General features: G+C 69.8%; 11 protein-coding genes. 8 read left to right on the top strand and 3 right to left on the bottom strand.

Annotated elements, in window-relative coordinates; genetic code table 11:
- Positions 1 to 27 precede the first annotated feature (27 nt).
- The 7 genes from AB5J62_RS21070 (at position 28) to AB5J62_RS21040 (ending at position 14,612) form a co-directional block, all read left to right on the top strand.
- A complete protein-coding gene (locus tag AB5J62_RS21070) occupies positions 28 to 10,074 on the top strand; it encodes an amino acid adenylation domain-containing protein (RefSeq protein ID WP_370950011.1) in 10,047 nt (3,348 codons plus the stop codon).
- On the top strand, positions 10,071 to 12,167 hold the full coding sequence (locus AB5J62_RS21065) for a sigma-70 family RNA polymerase sigma factor (protein ID WP_370950010.1): 2,097 nt from the start codon (positions 10,071 to 10,073) through the stop codon (positions 12,165 to 12,167). The genes AB5J62_RS21070 and AB5J62_RS21065 overlap by 4 nt, the downstream gene beginning before the upstream one ends.
- 42 nt (positions 12,168 to 12,209) lie before the next feature.
- Positions 12,210 to 13,352: a M24 family metallopeptidase gene (locus AB5J62_RS21060; protein ID WP_370950009.1), complete on the top strand. Its 1,143-nt coding sequence runs from the start codon at positions 12,210 to 12,212 to the stop codon at positions 13,350 to 13,352.
- Entirely contained in the window at positions 13,349 to 13,801 is a 453-nt protein-coding gene (locus tag AB5J62_RS21055; RefSeq protein WP_370950008.1) for an Lrp/AsnC family transcriptional regulator, read from the top strand. The genes AB5J62_RS21060 and AB5J62_RS21055 overlap by 4 nt, the downstream gene beginning before the upstream one ends.
- 24 nt (positions 13,802 to 13,825) lie before the next feature.
- A complete protein-coding gene (locus AB5J62_RS21050) occupies positions 13,826 to 14,056 on the top strand; it encodes a hypothetical protein (RefSeq protein WP_091287343.1) in 231 nt (76 codons plus the stop codon).
- The gene (locus AB5J62_RS21045) at positions 14,043 to 14,342 is read left to right on the top strand and encodes a hypothetical protein (protein WP_091287346.1); all 300 of its coding nucleotides are present in this window, start codon (positions 14,043 to 14,045) and stop codon (positions 14,340 to 14,342) included. The genes AB5J62_RS21050 and AB5J62_RS21045 overlap by 14 nt, the downstream gene beginning before the upstream one ends.
- A 93-nt stretch (positions 14,343 to 14,435) precedes the next feature.
- Positions 14,436 to 14,612, top strand: a complete 177-nt coding sequence (locus AB5J62_RS21040) for a hypothetical protein (protein ID WP_370950007.1) — start codon at positions 14,436 to 14,438, stop codon at positions 14,610 to 14,612.
- Between the two features lie 87 nt (positions 14,613 to 14,699).
- Here the strand turns inward: AB5J62_RS21040 and AB5J62_RS21035 are convergent, their stop codons facing one another.
- A complete protein-coding gene (locus AB5J62_RS21035; protein ID WP_370950006.1) occupies positions 14,700 to 15,491 on the bottom strand; it encodes an alpha/beta fold hydrolase in 792 nt (263 codons plus the stop codon).
- Positions 15,492 to 15,504: 13 nt separating this feature from the next.
- Positions 15,505 to 16,215 carry an SRPBCC domain-containing protein gene (locus AB5J62_RS21030; RefSeq protein WP_370950005.1) on the bottom strand — a complete coding sequence of 237 codons (711 nt, stop codon included), beginning with the start codon at positions 16,213 to 16,215 and terminating at the stop codon, positions 15,505 to 15,507.
- 150 nt (positions 16,216 to 16,365) lie between these two features.
- On the opposite strand from AB5J62_RS21030, the gene AB5J62_RS21025 reads away from it, so the two are divergent.
- Positions 16,366 to 16,869, top strand: coding sequence for a hypothetical protein (locus AB5J62_RS21025; protein WP_370950004.1), 504 nt, complete (start codon positions 16,366 to 16,368; stop codon positions 16,867 to 16,869).
- A 400-nt stretch (positions 16,870 to 17,269) separates the two neighbouring features.
- Here the strand turns inward: AB5J62_RS21025 and AB5J62_RS21020 are convergent, their stop codons facing one another.
- Positions 17,270 to 18,349 carry a GDSL-type esterase/lipase family protein gene (locus AB5J62_RS21020; RefSeq protein ID WP_370950003.1) on the bottom strand — a complete coding sequence of 360 codons (1,080 nt, stop codon included), beginning with the start codon at positions 18,347 to 18,349 and terminating at the stop codon, positions 17,270 to 17,272.
- Positions 18,350 to 18,448: the final 99 nt, after the last annotated feature.

Below are 18,448 nucleotides of genomic sequence, written 5' to 3'. Positions count from 1 at the left end.
ACGAAAACTTCGGGAAGAGTGTTGACAGTGGTTGGTTCTCGCGGTACTTCACGGCCTCTTTCGGCCGCCCAGTCCGCTATTTGGTATTCCGCCGAACTCGGTACGGAGTTCTCGGTCGGCTATCACCTGGAGTTCGACGGCGCCATCGACCCGGCAAAACTTGAAGCGGCCGTCCGCGCGGTCGTCGACCGCTGGGACGTCTTCCACCTGCGCTTCTTCGACACTGCCGACGGTGTCCGGCAGGAGATCCGGCGGCAGGACTGGCCGCTCCCGCTGGTCGAGATGAGCACCGAATCGGCCGCGCGAGCCTGGATGGAAGCCGATTTCGGCACACCGGTCGACCTGCGCGAGGACCGCATTTTCTCGGCCGCGATACTCAAACTCGCCGACGGCCGATTCTTCCTTTATTTCCGCGCGCACCACATTTCCGTCGATGCGTACACATTCGCCCTTTTCCTGCGCTCGGTCGCGGAGAACTACACCTCGGGCACCGACCCGGCCGGGGATCTCGACGCCTACCTCGACGAGGACCGCCGCTACCGCGAGTCGCCCGCGTTCGAGGCCGACCGGAAGTTCTGGGCGGACCGGATAGCCACGGCCCGCGAGACGATGTCGTTGCCAGCCAAAGAGACGGCGCCGCTGGTCAGAGGCATCCGCCAGACAGCCACATTCCCGAAGAAGGGCCTCCAGGCGCTGGCAGGCGAGGTACTGGCCAGCTGGCATCACGTCTTCATCGCCGCTGCCGCCGCCTACGAAACCCACCTGACCGGGGCGCCGGACGTCGTGCTCGGCCTGCCGGTGGCCGCGCGGGTGGGCCGGACGGCACGCGCGATCCCGGGAACGATGGCGACGGTCGCGCACCTGTTCCTCGAAGCCAGGCCGGACACGACCGTGCGCACGCTGGCCGGCGCGGTCGCGACCGAGGTCAAGGCGGCGATCCGGCATCAGCGTGCCCGGTTCGAAGAGGTGCGCGCGGACGCGTTCGGCCTCGCGGTCAACATCATCCCGTACGACTTCGGCCTGACCTTCGGCGAGCACCGGGCGACCGTCCACAACATCTCGCACGGCCCGGTCCGCGACCTCTCGCTCTCGTTCGAGGACCACCCCGGCGACGACCACATCACCATCACCCTCGACGCCAACCCCGCGCTCCACCAGGACCCGCAGACCCACCTGGCCCGTTTCCTGCGCCTGCTCGACGACCTGACCTCGGGCGACCCCGATCGCCCGCTGGCCAGGCTCGACCTCCAACACCCCGCGGAACGGGCCAAGTTCCTGCCCGGGGCGACTGCCGAGACGTTGCCCGCGTTGTTCGAGGCCCAGGTCGCTCGCACCCCGGACGCGATCGCACTCGTCAGCGAAGCCCGCGAACTGTCCTATCGGGACCTGAACGCCGAAGCGAACCGCCTGGCGCACAAGCTGATCAGCCAAGGAGCCGGTCCGGAACAGCTGGTCGCGCTGATGCTGCCGCGCTCGGCCGAGGCGTTCATCGCCGTGCTCGCGGTCGCCAAATCCGGGGCCGCGTACCTGCCGGTCGATCCGGCCTACCCGGCCGAGCGCATCACCTTCATGCTCGAAGACGCGCGGCCCGCCGTCGTGCTCGATTCCGTCGAAGCCCTCGACGGCTACCCGGCTACGAACCCGGTCGTCGAGATTCGGCCCGAGCACCCGGTCAACGTCATCTACACCTCCGGCTCGACCGGCCGCCCCAAGGGCGTCGTGGTCACCCACGCCGGCGTCGCGAGCCTGCTCGCCGCCCAGCGGGAGCGGTTCCGGGTCGGCCCAGGCAGCCGGGTGCTGCAGTTCGCGTCGCTGAGCTTCGACGCCGCGTTCGCCGACGTGACGCGCGGCCTGCTCTCCGGTGCGACGCTGGTGGTGGTGTCCACTGAGGACGGTCTCGCGGAGACGCTCACCAGGTACGCCATCACGCACGTGGCGTTGTCACCGACGGTGCTCGCCACGCTCGACGAAGCCGAGGTGCTGCGCGGCGGCACGGTCGTGGTCGCCGGCGAGGCCTGCTCGGCCGAGTTGGTCGCGAAATGGGCGCCCGGCAGGCGCTTGATCAACGCGTACGGGCCGACCGAGTCGACGGTGTCGACCAGCATGAGCCAGCCGCTGCGCGACGGCGACCAGCCGTCCATCGGCACGCCGATCCCCGGCACCCGCGTGTTCGTGCTCGACCCGAGCCTGCGCCCGGTCCCGGCCGGGACGCCGGGCGAGCTGTACCTCGCGGGCATCGGCCTGGCCAGGGGATACGTGAACCGCGCCGGGCTCACCTCGACGCGATTCGTCGCCAACCCGTTCGGGCCGCCGGGATCGCGGATGTACCGGACCGGCGATGTCGTGCGCTGGGACGGCGACGGGACCCTGGCGTTCGTCGGCCGCTCGGACGACCAGGTCAAGATCCGCGGGTTCCGGATAGAGCCAGCCGAGATCGAGAACGTACTCGCCACCCAGGTCACGCAGGCCGTGGTCGTGGTCAGGGAAGACCGCCCCGGTGACCGGCGCCTGGTCGCGTATGTGGTGGGGGAGCACCTCGACCCGGCCGAACTGCGGCGCTTCGCGGCGGAGACGTTGCCGGAGCACATGGTGCCCGCCGCGATCGTCGTGCTCGACCGGTTCCCGCTCACCCCGAACCGCAAGGTCGACCGCCGAGCGCTGCCCGCGCCCGACTACCTCGGATCCGACGGCCGCGCACCGCGCAATCCCCGCGAAGAGATCCTTTGTGGACTGTTCGCCGAGGTGCTCGGCGTACCCGTGGTCAGCATCGACGACAACTTTTTCGATCTGGGCGGTCATTCCCTGCTCGCCACCCGCGTGGCGAGCCGCGCCCGATCGAGCCTGGACATCGCGCTGACCATGCGTGACGTCTTCGAGGCGCCCACGGTCGCCCGGCTGGTCGAGCGGTCTACACCGGCGGCCGCGAGGCCACGCGCAGGCCGCAGGCCCGCTGAGCTGCCGCTGTCCTCGGCCCAGTCACGGCTGTGGTTCCTCAACCGGCTCGAAGGCGAGGACGCGACCTACAACCTGCCCTTCGCCGTCCGGCTCACCGGCGTGCTCGATCGGCCCGCACTCGAAGCCGCCCTCACCGATGTCGTGACCAGGCACGAAAGCCTCCGCACGGTCTTCCCCGACGTCGACGGCTCGCCGCGGCAGCTGATCAGGCACGCCCGCCTCGAGCTGACCGACACCGACGACCTCGAATCCGCCGCACGCGCGGGCTTCGACCTGACCTCGGACCTCCCGATCCGCGCGGTCCTGCGACGGCTGGGCACCGACGACCACGTGCTCCTCCTGGTGCTGCACCACATCGCCGCAGACGGCTGGTCGCTCACGCCGCTGGCCGCCGACTTGTCCACCGCGTACACCGCCCGCCTGGCCGGCGAAGCTCCTCAGTGGACAGAGCTGCCCCTTCAGTACGCGGACTACACGTTGTGGCAGCGGGAAGTCCCCGAAGACCTGACCTTCTGGCGGGCCGCGCTCGAAGGCGCACCGGCGGAACTGGACCTTCCGGCCGACCGGCCGTGGCCCGCGGTCGCGTCACACCGCGGCGGAAGCGTCCCGCTGGACTTCGACCCGGAGCCGGTCGCCAAGCTGGCCCGCGAGTGCCAGGCGACCCCGTTCATGGTGCTGCACGCCGTGCTCGCGACGCTCCTGACCTCGCTCGGCGCGGGCACGGACCTGCCGATCGGCAGTGTGGTCGCCGGCCGGTCCGACGGCGAGTTCGACGACCTGGTCGGCTTCTTCGTCAACACGCTCGTCCTGCGCACGGACACCTCGGGCGACCCCGCCTTCCGCGAGCTGCTCGCCAGGGTCCGTGCCACTGACCTCGCCGCTTACGCACATCAGGATCTGCCGTTCGAACGGCTCGTCGAAGCGCTCAATCCGGCCCGTTCCCTGGCCAGGAACCCGTTGTTCCAGGTCATGCTCGCCTACGAGAACACCGGCGAGGCGCTGCCCGACCTGCCCGGTCTCACCGCGTCCCGCTACCCGGTGACCGCCGACGCGGCGAAGTTCGACCTTTCCTTCGTGCTGCGGGAGAACGGCCGGGGGATGCTGCACTACGCAGCCGATGTGTTCGACCGCGCGACCGCCGAGAGCATCTCCGCGAGGTTCACCGCCCTGCTGGCCCAGGTGATCGCGAACCCGGACACGCCGCTCAGCGGACTCGACGTGCTCGACCCCGCCGAACGCCACCGCATCCTTGTCGAGTGGAACGACACCGACCGGCCGGTCTGGGCCAGCACGGTCCCGGAGCTGTTCGAAGCCCAGGTCACGCCGGGTGCCATCGCACTGGATTCCGATGCCACCCGACTGTCCTATGTGGAATTGAACGCCCGCGCGAACCGCCTGGCGCGGCGACTGGTCGCTCAGGGAGCCGGTCCTGAACGGCTCGTCGCGCCGGCGTTGCCCCGGTCCGTCGACACCTTCGTGGCCATGCTCGCCGTCCTCAAAGCCGGTGCCGCCTACCTTCCGCTCGACCTGGACTATCCGGCCGAGCGCATCGACCACATGCTCGCCGACGCGAACCCGGCGGTGGTCCTGACCAGCATCGGCGATCTCGAAGACCTGCCCGACTGGGACCTCACCGACGCGGACCGCCTCGCGCCGCTGCGACCCGAACACCCCGCCTACGTCATCTACACCTCCGGCTCGACCGGCCTGCCCAAGGGCGTCGTGGTGTCACACGCGGGCGTGGCGAGCCTGGTCGGCGCCCAGGCCGAACGGTTCGGTGTCAGCGCCGGAAGCCGGGTGCTGCAGTTCGCCTCGCTGAACTTCGACGCCGCGTTTTCCGAAGCCTGCCTGGGTTTGCTGACCGGCGCCACGTTGGTCATCGCCCCTGACGACCGCGCCGACCTGACCGGTGTGCTCACCCGGCATCGGATCACGCAGGTGACACTGACTCCGGCCGTCCTCGCGGTGTCGGAGCTTCCGCCCGGCGTGACGCTGATCGTCGCAGGTGAGGCCTGCCCGCCCGAGCTGGCGGCCGAGCACGCCGTCGGCCGTCGCATGATCAACGCGTACGGACCGACCGAATCGACGGTCTGCGTCTCGATGTCCGAGCCGTTGACGCCCGGCGAGCCGATCACGATCGGACGTCCACTGTGGAACACCCGCGCGTACGTCCTGGATGCCCTGTTACGCCCGGTCCCGGCGGGTGTCACGGGCGAGTTGTACGTGGCGGGCGCGGGTTTGGCTCGCGGCTACCTGAACCGGCCCGCGCTGACCGCGCAGCGATTCGTGGCGAACCCGTTCGGCGAAGGCCGTCTCTACCGCACCGGTGACCTGGCCAAATGGACCGCCGACGGACGGCTCGTCTTCGTCGGCCGGGCCGACGATCAGGTCAAGATCCGTGGCTTCCGCGTCGAACTCGGTGAGGTCGAAGCGGTACTGGCCAGGCACGAGTCGGTCATCGCGGCCGCCGCGCTGGTCCGTGACGGCCGCCTGCTCGGCTACGTCACGGGCCCGGCCGACCCCGCTGAGCTGCGCGAATTCGCCGGGCGGACGCTGCCGGACCACATGGTGCCGACCGTAGTCGTCGTCCTGCCCGAGTTCCCGTTGACCCCCAACGGAAAGCTCGATCGCGCCGCGCTACCGGACCCGGCTTACGCCAGCACCCGGCTGGCGCCTCGGACCGCGCGCGAGGCTCAGCTGTGCGCGTTGTTCGCTGAGGTGCTGGGGCTCGCCGAAGTCGGCGTGGACGACCGGTTCTTCGACATCGGCGGCGACAGCATCGTGTCGATCCAGCTGGTCGGCCGCGCGCGCCGGGCCGGGCTGGTGTTCACCGCCAAGCACGTCTTCCAGGCGCAGAGCCCGGCCGCGCTCGCCGAACTCGCGACCGAGGCCGTCCCCGCCTGGCAGCCTTCGGCCGAATCGCTGGTCACCGAGCCGATCGACGGCGACTGGGCGGAGGTCCTCCCACTCGCCCCGCTCCAGGAAGGCCTTCTGTTCCACGCGCTCACCGACGACGTCGACGTCTACACCGTCCAGTCGGTCGTCGAACTCGAAGGCCCCGTCGACACCGCGGCGTTGCGGACCGCGATCGCCGCGCTGCTGCGGCGCCACCCGAACCTGCGTGCCGGCTTCCGGCAGACCACGTCCGGCCGCTCGGTTCAGGTCGTCCCGCACGAGGTTCCGGTACCGCTGCGCGAGATCGCAGCGACCGACGAGGTCTGGGACCGGCTGCTGACCCAAGACCGGGCCGGGCGGTTCGACCTCACCGAGCCGCCCTTGCTGCGGTTCCTGCTGGTCAGCCTGCCCGGCGGACGGCAGCGGCTCGTGTTCACCAAGCATCACATCCTGCTCGACGGCTGGTCCGTCCCGCTCGTCCTGCGTGAACTCCTTGCCCTGTACGCGGGTCGGTCCCTTGAGCCGGTCACGCCTTACCGCGACTACCTGGCCTGGCTGTCCACTCAGGACCAGACCGACGCCTGGCGCGCCGAACTCGCCGGACTGGACCAGGGCACCCTCGTCGCTCCGACGGCCAAGCCAGGAGGTTTCCCGGCCCAGCTCAAGATCCGGCTGCCGGAGGTCACCCGCATCCCGGGCATCACGCTCAACACGCTCGGGCAAGCCGCGTGGGGAATCGTCCTCGGCCAGCTCGCGGGCAGTGACGACGTGGTGTTCGGCGCGGTCGTCTCCGGGCGTCCCGCCGAACTGCCCGGCGTCGAGACCATGGTCGGCTCGTTCATCAACACCGTCCCGGTGCGCGTCCGAATCGACCCCGTGCAGTCGTTGCGCGACCTGTGCGCGGACTTGCAACATCGCCAGTCCGCCCTGCTCGACCAGCATCACGTGGGCCTCGCCGACGTCCAGCGCCAGGCCGGGATCGGCGAGCTGTTCGACACGCTGGTCGTCTACGAGAACTACCCCGCCTCCGGCGAACTCGCGCTGACCGGCCGCGACGCGACCCACTACCCGTTGCTGATCGCGCTCGCCCCGACTGAGAACGGCCTGCTCCTCCGGCTCGACTATCAGCCGGAATGCTTGACCGAGTCCACAGTGGACGGGATCGCCGACCGGCTCGTCCGTGTGCTGACGGCCGCACCCGAACTGCCCGTGAGCCGGATCGACCTGGGTGGGTCCACACCGGACAGCACCACGAAAACGATCGAGCCGGTCTCGCTACAGGTGCTCATCGAGCGTCAGGTCGACCGGACACCGGACGCCCCGGCCGTCGGTGGCCTGTCCTATGCGGAACTGGACCGTGAAGCGAACCGCTGGGCGCAGTGGCTGCTCGGCCAGGGCATCGGCCCGGAGAGTCTGGTCGCGCTGATCCTGCCGCGCTCCGCGGAGATCGTGATCGCCCAGCTGGCAGTGCTCAAAGCGGGCGCCGCGTATCTGCCGATCGATCCGGACTATCCGGCCGAGCGGATCGCGTTAATGCTCGAAGACGCCGCGCCTGCCTTGGTACTCCGATCCTTGGATCCGTCCACAGTGGAATGTACGCCCGCCCACCGCCCGGCCGTGCGCACGCTTCCCGACCACCCCGCGTACGTCATCTACACCTCCGGCTCGACCGGCCGTCCCAAGGGCGTTGTCGTCACCCACCGCGGGCTGGCCTCGTTCTCGGCGGCCGAGATCGACCGGTTCGACGTGCGCCCCGGCGACCGGGTACTCCTGTTCGCGTCACCCAGCTTCGACGCGTCCGTGCTGGAACTGTGCATGGCGCTGCCCGCCGGCGCCGAACTCGTGGTGCCACCGCCGGGACCGCTGCTCGGCGACGCCCTCGCGGACGCGCTCGGCGAGGTCACGCACGCGCTGATCCCGCCGGCCGCGCTGGCCACCGTGCCGGACCGCGCACTGCCAGGCCTGCGCACGCTGGTCGTCGGTGGCGAGGCTTGCCCGGCCGAGCTGGTGGCCGCCTGGGCGCCGGGCCGCCGCATGATCAACGCGTACGGGCCCACCGAATCGACGGTCGCGGTCACCTTCAGTGCGCCGCTGACGCCGGGGGAGCCGCCGCCGATCGGCCGTCCACTGTGGAACAACCAGGTGCACCTGCTCGATGGCTTCCTCCGGCCGGTTCCGCACGGTGTCGTCGGCGAGCTGTACGTCTCCGGCGTCGGCCTGGCCAGGGGCTACCTCGGCAGGCGCGGGCTCACGGCCGAACGGTTCGTCGCCAACCCGTTCGAACCCGGCGCGCGGATGTACCGGACGGGCGACCTCGCGCAGTGGACCGAAACCGGGCTCCGGTTCGTGGGCCGGGCGGACGATCAGGTCAAGATCCGCGGCTTCCGGGTGGAACTCGGCGAGATCGAAACGGTGCTGGCCGAGCAGCCGGGCGTCAGCCAAGCCGCCGTGCTTCTGCGCGACGGCAAGCTTGTCGGCTACGTCGTGACCAGCGCGTCGACCGACCTGCGCGCCGCGCTCAGCCGGAAGCTGCCGGACCACATGGTCCCGTCGGCGATCGTCGAGCTGCCCTCGTTCCCGGTCACCACCAGCGGCAAACTCGACCGCCGCGCCTTGCCGGACCCCGAGTTCACCGGCTCCGGCCGCGCAGCGTCGACCGAACGCGAAAAGCTGCTGTGCGCGCTGTTCGCCGAGGTGCTGAGCGTGCCGGAAGTCGGTGTGGACGACCGGTTCTTCGACATCGGCGGCGACAGCATCGTGTCGATCCAGCTGGTCAGCCGTGCCCGCAGCTCCGGGTTGGTACTCACCGCCCGCGATGTGTTCAGCGCGCAGACCCCGGGCGCACTCGCGCTCCTCGCGGGCGAAACCAGCGAGCCGGTGGCCGAGCCCGTGTCCGGGGTCGGCGAGATCCCGTTGACCCCGATCATCGAATGGCTGCGCGAACGGGACGCGCCTATCGACGACTTCCACCAGTCGGTGCTGCTCCGCGCGCCCGCCGGATGCGAGCCGGACCGGCTCGTTCCGGCGGTCCAACGACTGCTCGACCATCACGACCTGCTCCGCGCCCGCCTCAGCCGCGACTGGGTCTTCGAGGCACGGCAACCGGGAACGGTCCGTGCGGAAGACCTCGTCCACGAAGCGTCCGATGTGGACACCGCGGTCAGAGAGGCACGTGCTCGGCTGTCGCCGCCGGATGGCGTGCTCCTGCAGGTGGTCCTGATCCAGGACCGGGTTCTGCTGATGCTGCATCACCTTGTGGTCGACGGGGTCTCCTGGCGCATCCTGGTCCCGGACCTCGCCGCGGCCTGGGAGGCGCGGGCCCTGGAGCCGACCGGTACCTCGTTCCGGGCATGGGCACGCGGCCTCGCCGAGTCCACAAGGGACAGCGAACTGCCGTTCTGGGAAAGCACGCTCTCGCACCCGGAACGGCTGTTCGGGCACGGCGCGCTCTGTCCGCGACGCGACGTCACGGCCTCCGCGCGCTCGACCAAGATCGAACTGTCCACTTCGGTCACCGAAGCGCTGCTGATCAAGGTGCCCGCCGCGTTCCACGCGGGTGTCAACGATGTCTTGCTCACCGGACTCGCCCTCGCGATCCGATCATGGCGCGGCGAATCCGCGGTGACCATCGCCGTCGAAGGCCACGGCAGGCAGGAGACCGCCGTCGCGGGCGCTGACCTGTCGCGCACGGTCGGCTGGTTCACCAGCGTGCACCCGGTCCGCCTCGACGTGGGCGACGCCGACTCAGGTCCGGCGTTGAAGCGGGTGAAGGAGCAGCTCAGGGCGATTCCGGAGCACGGCATCGGCTTCGGCGTGCTCCGCTACCTGCGCGGGAAGCTGGCCGAGTCGCCCGAACCGCAGATCGGCTTCAACTACCTCGGCCGGTTCGCGCCGGGCGGCGAGGACGGCGACTGGTCACCGGCACCGGAGACCGAGGTGCTCGGCGGCGGCGTCGACCCGCGGATGCCACTCGCGCACGCGCTGGCGATCAACGCCATCACCCGGGACGAGCCGGGCGGACCTCGGCTCAGCGCCTCGCTGGTCTGGCCGGACGCCCTCTTCGACGAGCCGGACGTCCGGCGGCTGGCCGCGCTCTGGGCCGAGGCGCTGGAAGCGCTGGCCGAGTGCGGCGACGGCGGCTGGACGCCATCGGATCTGGCGCTGCTCGACTTGGACCAGGACGACATCGACGAGCTCGAACAAGCATGGGAGGACGGGGAATGAGTCAGTCCACACTGGACGACGTCCTGCCGCTTTCGCCGCTGCAGCAAGGATTGCTGTTCCACGCGATGTCCGATGACGTGGACGTCTACACCGTACAGTCGGTGTTCGAACTGGACGGCCCGATCGACGTGCCCGCGTTGCGCGCGGCAGCCGCTGGCGTGCTCGCCAGGCACGCCAACCTGCGTGCCGTGTTCCGGCAGGCCAAGTCCGGCAAGTCCGTGCAGTTGATCCCGCGTTCGGTCGAGCTGCCGTGGGGGGAGCTCGAACTCGGCGACCGGGACTTCGAGGAGCTGCTGGCCGAGGACCGGGCACGCCGGTTCGACCCGGCCAAGCCGCCGCTGCTGCGGTTCCTGCTGGTCAAAGTGGACGATCGGCGGCACCGGCTGGTGTTCACGAAGCACCACATCCTGCTGGACGGCTGGTCGATGCCGCTGCTCATGCGCGACCTGTTCGCGCTCTACCGCGGTGAGCGGCTCGCCCCGGTCACGCCGTACAAGACCTACCTGGCCTGGCTCGCCGCCCAGGACTCCGAAGCCGCACTGGCCGCTTGGCGTGCCGAACTCGACGGTGCTGAGCCCACGATGATCGGACCAGGCGGCGCGCCCGGCAGCCGGACCTTCGAAGCGCGCGTGGACCGGCTACCGGGTATCACGGCGAACACGCTGGTCCAGTGCGCCTGGGCGATCCTGCTCGGCCAGCTGACCGGGCGCGACGACGTCGTGTTCGGCACGGTCGTCGCCGGACGCCCCGCCGAGGTCCCCGGCGTCGAGACCATGGTCGGCGCCTTCATCAACACCCTGCCCGTCCGTGTCCGCCTCAGTCCGGGGACTTCGGTCCGTGACGCGCTCGCCGCGCTGCAAGACCGGCAGGCGGCCTTGCTTCCGTATCAACACATTGGACTGTCCGAACTGGACGCGCGGGACCTGTTCGACACGCTCGTCGTGTTCGAGAGCTACCCGAACACCGGGCTCACCGAGATCGCGCCCGGCCTGACACTGCGCGGAATCCAAGGCCGGGACGGCACGCACTACCCGCTGATGCTCGCCGCCGTGCCGCGAGACGGCGGCCTGCACCTGCGGTTGGACTACCGCGAGGGCCTGTTCGACGGCATCGACGCGATCGGGACCCGCCTCGTCCGGATCCTGGAGTCGCTGGCGGCTCAGCCGGACCAGGCGTTGGCGCAGGTCGAGACGGTGTCACCGGCCGAACGCCGTCGGGTGATCGAGGAGTGGAACGACACCGCCACGGACCTTCCCTCGGCGTCGCTGCCCGAGCTGTTCGAAGCCCAAGCGGCCCGCACGCCCGACGAGATCGCCGTCGTACTGGGCGGAACCTCGCTCACCTACGCCGAACTCGACCGTCGCGCCAACGGCCTCGCCCACGACCTGATCGCCCGCGGCGTCCGCGCCCAAGACCGGGTGGTGCTCAAGCAGGAACGCTCGATCGACCTGGTCGTTTCGATACTCGGAGTGCTCAAGGCGGGCGCGGTCTACGTGCCACTCGACCTGCGCGCACCCGCCGCCCGCGCCGACGCGATCGTCGCCGAATGCGGTGCCGGAATCGTGCTCACCGACATCTCCGAGTCCGAAAAGGACACCGGCCCCGACGTCGCGACGCATCCCGATCACCTGGCTTACGTGATGTACACGTCAGGTTCGACCGGCACACCGAAGGGTGTCGCCGTCACGCACCGATCGGTCGCCGCGCTCGCCGCGGACAGCCTCACCTCCTGCAGATCGTGGCTGATCATCGTGGCGCGCAACGTCTCCATCGACCGGCTCCGCAAACGTGGCCGCCGCCCGCAGGAGACCGGCGACGGCGCGCTGCCGCAGATCCCGGCGCCGCACTGCGAGATGGACCGCGTCGTCACCGCCATGACGCTGCACGACGCGATGGCCAAACTGACCCCGATGCGCCGCGAGATCCTGATCCACATGTACCTGCACGACCTCAGCCACCGCGACGTCGCCGAACGGCTCGGCATCCCCATCGGAACGGTGAAATCCCGCGCCCACTCGGCGCTGCGCGCACTGCGCGACGAGCTGGGCGGGCAAGCCGCCATCGACCTGCCGGGCATGCGGATCGCGAGCTGACCCGGCTGATCCGGATCGGCGGATCCGGCTAGGCTCACCACCATGTCTCGCCGTTCGCCGAATACGCCAGCACCCGACGTCGCAGGCCTGCGCGCCAGGCTCGACCGAGCCCGCGCCGCCGCGGCGAAGTCCGGCACCGACGCGCTGCTCATCACGCCCGGTTCCGACCTGCGCTACCTCATCGGCGCCGGTGGCGGTTCCTTCGAGCGGCTGACCACCCTCGTCGTGCCCGCCGACGGCGCGCCCGCGCTGGTCGTGCCCAAGCTGGAGGCGCCGGGTTACGCGGACACGCCGACCGAAGAGCTCGGCATCGACATCCTCACCTGGGTCGACGGCGACGACCCGTACAAGCTCGTCGCGGGCCGCCTCGGCAAGCCCGCTCGTGTCGCGGTCAGCGACTTCACGCCCGCGCTGCACGTGCTCGCGCTGCGCGACGCGCTCGGTGACGCCGAGCAGGTGCTGGCCGGCCCGGTCGTCCGCGAGCTGCGGATGCGCAAGGACGCCGCCGAGATCGAGGCACTGCGCACGGCGGGCGCCGCCATCGACCGCGTGCACGCCCGAGTCGGCGAGTGGCTGCGCGCCGGTCGCACCGAGGCCGAGGTCGGCGCGGACATCGCCGCCGCCATCGTCGAAGAGGGCCACACCGAGGCCGAGTTCGTCATCGTCGGCTCCGGCCCGAACGGCGCGAGCCCGCACCACAGCGTGTCCGACCGGGTGATCGAGCAGGGCGACGTGGTCGTCGTCGACATCGGCGGCCCGATCGCCGAGGGCTACAACTCCGACTCCACCCGCACCTACGCCGTCGGCGAGCCGCGTGACGCCGACGTCGCCGCGACCTACGCGATCCTGCAGCGCGCCCAGGCCGCCGCGGTCGCCGCCGTCCGGCCAGGCGTGACCGCCGAGCAAATCGACGCCGCCGCGCGCGAGGTCATCGCGGAAGCCGGTTTCGGCGAGTACTTCATCCACCGCACCGGCCACGGCATCGGCCTGGACGTGCACGAGGAGCCGTACATCATCGCGGGCAACGACCTGCCGCTGGAAGCGGGCATGGCGTTCAGCGTCGAGCCCGGCATCTACCAGCCCGGCCGCTGGGGCGCCCGGATCGAGGACATCGTCGTGGTCACCGAGACCGGCGTCGAGTCGTTCAACAACCGTCCCCACGAGCTCGTCGTGCTGGGCTCGTGACCGGCCCGCTGGAACCACTCGACCAGGCCATCGCCCGCGAACTCGCCGCCGACGGCCGCTGCAGTTTCACCGACCTCGCCGAGCGCGTCGGCCTGTCGGTTTCGGCCGTGCACCAACGGGTCCGCCGCCTCGAACAGCGCGGCGTGATCCGCGGGTACGCCGCGCGCCTCGACGGTGAGCAGATCGGCCTGCCCCTCACGGCGCTGATCTCGCTGACGCCGAACGACCCCGGCGCGCCCGACGACTACCCGCAGCGCGTCGAGCACATCACCGAGATCGAGTCGTGTTACTCGGTCGCAGGGGACGAGTCCTACATCCTGCTGGTGCGGGTCGCGTCGCCGCTGGCACTGGAGGATCTGCTGCGGCGGATCCGCGAATCGGCGAAGGTGTCGACGCGGACCACGGTCGTGTTGTCTACGCCGTTCGAAGGACGTTCACCGACGTTGTGACCGGTGGCTGGTACGGTAAAAGGTATGGCGACACGTAAGGTGACTCTCTCACTGGACAGTGGCGCGCTCGAGTTCGCGGAGCGCGCGGCCAAGGCACACGGGATCTCCGTGTCGTCCTGGCTCTCGAAGGCCGCGCGGCGCGAAGCCGTCCGCACCGGCTACGTCCCGCAGAAGGCCCAGCATGCCGAGCATGCCGCGCTGGGCGACGAGGCCGATCTGGCGGCGGCGGAAGAGGACCTGCGTGCGGAGGGGTGAAGTCTGGACGTACCACCCCCCGACCGACCCGGCGCGTCAGCGCACCGTGGTGCTGTTGTCTTCGGACGGGGTGAACGACTCGGAGCGCCCGTGGCTGCTGGGCACCGAGCTGCTGGACCGGGATCCGCAGGACATCCTCGGCGTCGCCGTCGACGCCAGGTACTGGGTGTCCACGCTGAACCTGACGCGCCTCTACCGGCCGTGGTTCAACGAGCGGGTCGCCGAGATCGACCACGAGGTGCAGGAGCGCATCGACATCGCCTTGCGAGCCGCACTCGACCTTTAGCGAAACTCCCGTCGCCGCGCCGGGATTGTTGCTAGGTTCCCCGCCATGAAATGTGCTGCCTGCGGGTCCACGTCGCTGGACCAGGGTTTCGTCATGGACGCCGGCGAAGGTTCCGGCGGCTACTCACGCTGGATCGCGGGCCCGCTCAAGCTCGGCATCCTCGGCGGCGCGAAGCTGATGGGCAAGACCAGGCATCCCATCGCGGCCCTCGCCTGCCGCGACTGCAACTTCCTCAACCAGTACGTCGTCCGCGAAGACGACTCCTGGTAGCAGTGCCGGGATAAAGCGGGCTTTACTCCCGGGGATAAAGCCCGCTAAACCCCCGGGAGTAAAGCGGGCTTTATCCCGGCCTCGTGGTCAGCCGAAGAAGTCCTTGAGCACCGGGGCGTGGACCTTGGGCTTGACCATGTGGTTCTGCCCGGCCAGGTTCCGGTACTCGGCCTGGGGGAGCAGCTCGGTCAGATTCCGCACGCCGTTGCGCATCCACGCCGGGCTCTTGGCGCCGTCCGCGATCAAGGTGGGCATGGTGATGTTGGTCCACCGGTCGACCGGCAGCGGCTTGCCCTCCTGTGTGGTGCCGACGACGGACATGTCGTACGGCAGGGTGTGCGCGACGCCCTTGATCTTCTTCCAGGCGGGCATCAGCCGCATGACCACCATCATGATCGCGGGCATCCCGACGCCGGTGACCATGAACTCCCGCAACGCTTCCGGGCGCCGGTCGGCGGCGATGTGCTCGCGGATGCGGTCCATGTAGCCGGTCGGGATCTCGCGGCTGTCGTCGACGATGAACGGCGGCTCGTACAGCGCGAGCTTCTCGATCGCGAGGCCGCGGGTGGCGGCTTCGAGCGCGAGCACCGCGCCCGAGGAGCAGCCGAACACGTTCGCCGAGCCGCCCGCTTCCTTGATCAGCGCGTCGAGGTCCTCGACCTCGCGCTCGACCGAATAGGGCGCGGTGTCACCACTTTCGCCGCGGCCGCGACGGTCGTACGTGTAGACGGTGTAGTCCGGCGCGAGCACGGCGGCGAGCGCGTCGAGCGGGCCCATGCCGCGGAAGCACATGGCGCCGTCGACCAGGATGACCGGACGGCCGGAGCCGACCTTGCTGTAGGCGATCGTGGTTCCGTCCGCGGACGTCGTGGTGGGCATGATCGATCCTTTTCTAGGCGTAGAGGCGAGTGAGGCGGTCGTCCCAGGCCTGCTGGTCCGGGTCGCCGTCGAAGAAGTGGTGGCCGGCGACCATCGCGCCGTGGAAGCCGCGCAGGAAACGCAGAAGCGCGCCGCCGGTGCGGATGCCGAGCGTGTGCGCATTGACGAAGTAGACGGTGCCTTCGACGCCGTCGAGCACGGCCCGGTCGCCCTCGCGGACCGGCGCGGTGAGGCCGAGTTCGCGGTGTAGCACGGCCCAGGCGTGTTCCCAGTCGGAGACCGGCGGGCCGAACGCGGTGAGCGGGCGCGCGGTGCGGCCCGCGAAGTGGTTGAGGTACGTCTCGAGCGTGGCCATGAACAACGCGCCGCCGAGGGTCATCGCCTCGAACTCGTCGGCCCAGTCGTCACCGGGCAGGAAACCGCTGGTCACCGTGCGGAGCACGGTGCTGCCACCCGCACGGCCCTCGATGAGGAACTCGTAGGCGACGAACCGGCCGTCTTCGGCCTTCGCCGACTCGTAGGCGAACCGGCGTCCCGGCTCGGAGACCGTGATCGGCAACGTGGGGTTGTAGCCGCCGAAGGCGGTGCGCACAACACCGTCGCCGACCTCGTTCGTGCCCATGAACCACGAGTCGATCCCGGGGCCGGTGGCGATGGCCCCCCAAACCTGCTCAGGCGTGGCGCCCACGCTGAACTCGTTGCTCGTCTCGAACTCATGACCCATCGGAGTACTCCCTCGGTGCTCGGTGCGGCGCCTACTTTGCTACCGACAACTTTATTTGTCAAGCCCGTGGATGTTGTCGGCGGGTCGGGGTTTTTACCGTCCCGGTGATCGACCGGTCGCCCCAGACTTGGCTCTTCAGAAGGGGAGAGCATGAGTTCGACGATCGAGGTCCACCTGACGCGCGCGGAGGCACGCGCCGGCGTCAAGCGGACGGTCCAGACGGACGAGCACGAGTACACGTGCGACATACCGGCGCGAGTCAAGGACGACACCACGTTCCCGCTGTCCGAAGGCGTTTTCCTGCGGGTACGGGTGGCGAAAAGCCGTTCCAAGCGGCCGATCCTGATCGGCGCCGGAGTGCTCGCGGCGCTGGGGGCGTTCGCGATCGTCGCGTCGGCGATCGACGACAGCACCCCCGGTGGCTCGCCGCCGCCTCCGCCGAGCAGCTCCGCGCCAGCCGAGGCGCGCATCGGTCAATGCGTCACCGGCGTGACCTCGCGGGTGAGCCTGAAGCCCGTGCCCTGCAATTCAGGCACGTTCGAGATCCTCGACGTGGTCAAGGGGTCCACAGGCCGCGACGCGTGCAAGCTCAGTGCGGCCACGACGCACACCGCCCGATCCCTGGGCGTCACATACTGCCTCAAGGAGAACTAGGGCTCGTGAGCGTTGCGGGCGGTTCTAACCCAACGTCGGGCAGTCAAGGTTTGCCCTGCGCTACCAAGCGACGCGTGAGTACGCGAAACCCAGCTAACGTCCACGCGGGACCCAGATCGCTGAATCATGCCCGCGATATCCGATTTGCCCGCTTTTTGGGCGGGTGTGCACGGAACGAACGGGACTTCTGTGTCGCTCAACGTTGCGAACGCCCCGTTCGCAACGTTCAACCGACCTACGCGACACTCGCCGAGCAACGGGCTTGACCAACCCGCCCGATCCTCAACTATCCGACATTGGGTTCTACTGAGGGGAAGGTCAAAGGTGGCGTGCTCCGGCCAGGCGAGGGCAGGGGTCGTGAGTGTTTAGACCGGTTAGAACCGGCCGTACCACTCACGACTCAGTTGGCGGTGACCTCGGGCGCCGGGTGGAGGTTGCCGTCGGTGCCCGCGAGGCACGCGGCGTTGCCGTCCGGCGTGCCGAGGAACTCGCTGAGGCAGCGCGCCATCTGGGCGTGCCCGGCGGCGTTGGGGTGGAAGGACTCCTGCAGCGCGTGCGGGGCGCGTTCGAGGTCCTTGAGGTCCTGCAGCTGCAACGTCAGCCGGGTGAACCACTCGCGGCCCATGTCGGCTCCGCCGCTGCACGCCTCATGGCCGCCACCGGAGCGCGAAAGGTCCAGGAACCGTGCGCCCGCTTGCTTCGCGGCCAGTTTGAGGCCGGTCGCGAGTGACTTGACCGCTTCCTGGCTGACCCAGGCGAGATCCTCGACGCGGAACGGGCAGCCGTTGAGCGTGCGGAGGCTCTCCGGGATGCCGGGGCCGATCGGGGCGGCGTAGGACTGGAGCACCAGTTGGTAGTCCGACGGCACGTAGCCCGCGTCCGCGAGCACCTTCTTGATGTCGCCGAGCGCGTTGACCACCTTGGGCACCATCGCGTCCACAGTGGACTGCCAGGTCTTGCGGATCGCCTCGCTGCAGGGCGGTCCGCTCGCCGAGAACCAGGCCTTGAAGCAGCCGTTGACCAGCGCGGAGAAGTGCGGGTCGTCGTTGGCCCCGACGGCGACCACGATGGCGGTGACCCGGTGGTCCTTGAGCAGCGCGGCCAGCTGGCCTGCCTGCGACGGCTCCGTCCACTGCTTCACGTCGCCGGAACCGACCTGCGCGGCGGGCGCGCCGGAGCAGGCGAGGTTGATCCTGGCGTCGATGCCGGTGAGCTTGGTGAGGTTGACGAACGCGTTGGGCGAGCGGTGACACCAGTCGCCGTTGGTGCCGTTGGTCTCCGGGGTGTAGGAGCCCGCGCCCTCGCCGGACACGGTGCTGTCGCCCATCGCCACCAGTGTCAGCGGCCCGGTGCCGGGCGGTCCTTGTCTTGGGTTGGGTCTGCCGACCTGGCTCTCCGGCCCGGCCAGCACGAACACCGCCACGAGCGCGCCCACGAACAGCAGGGCGGGCACCCCCCATTGCCACTTCAGCTTGCGCATCGACGCCCAGGGTACCGGTGCGCCGTTCGTACCAACCGGGTTGCATCCGAGGTGATCTGTATTTCCGCCACCGTTCGCGCGCTCTTCACTGGAAGAGAG

Origin of the sequence: Amycolatopsis sp. cg5 (assembly GCF_041346955.1) — a bacterium.
In the GTDB taxonomy this organism is placed as follows: Bacteria; Actinomycetota; Actinomycetes; order Mycobacteriales; family Pseudonocardiaceae; genus Amycolatopsis.
This window is presented reverse-complemented; position numbering and strand designations above follow the sequence as displayed.

Coding starts and splice junctions, on each gene's coding strand:
- AB5J62_RS21065 (WP_370950010.1), top strand. CDS start 10,071: ATGAGTCAGTCCACACTGGACGACGTCCTGCCGCTTTCGCCGCTGCAG.
- AB5J62_RS21060 (WP_370950009.1), top strand. CDS start 12,210: ATGTCTCGCCGTTCGCCGAATACGCCAGCACCCGACGTCGCAGGCCTG.
- AB5J62_RS21050 (WP_091287343.1), top strand. CDS start 13,826: ATGGCGACACGTAAGGTGACTCTCTCACTGGACAGTGGCGCGCTCGAG.
- AB5J62_RS21040 (WP_370950007.1), top strand. CDS start 14,436: ATGGACGCCGGCGAAGGTTCCGGCGGCTACTCACGCTGGATCGCGGGC.
- AB5J62_RS21035 (WP_370950006.1), bottom strand. CDS start 15,491: ATGCCCACCACGACGTCCGCGGACGGAACCACGATCGCCTACAGCAAG.
- AB5J62_RS21030 (WP_370950005.1), bottom strand. CDS start 16,215: ATGGGTCATGAGTTCGAGACGAGCAACGAGTTCAGCGTGGGCGCCACG.
- AB5J62_RS21025 (WP_370950004.1), top strand. CDS start 16,366: ATGAGTTCGACGATCGAGGTCCACCTGACGCGCGCGGAGGCACGCGCC.
- AB5J62_RS21020 (WP_370950003.1), bottom strand. CDS start 18,349: ATGCGCAAGCTGAAGTGGCAATGGGGGGTGCCCGCCCTGCTGTTCGTG.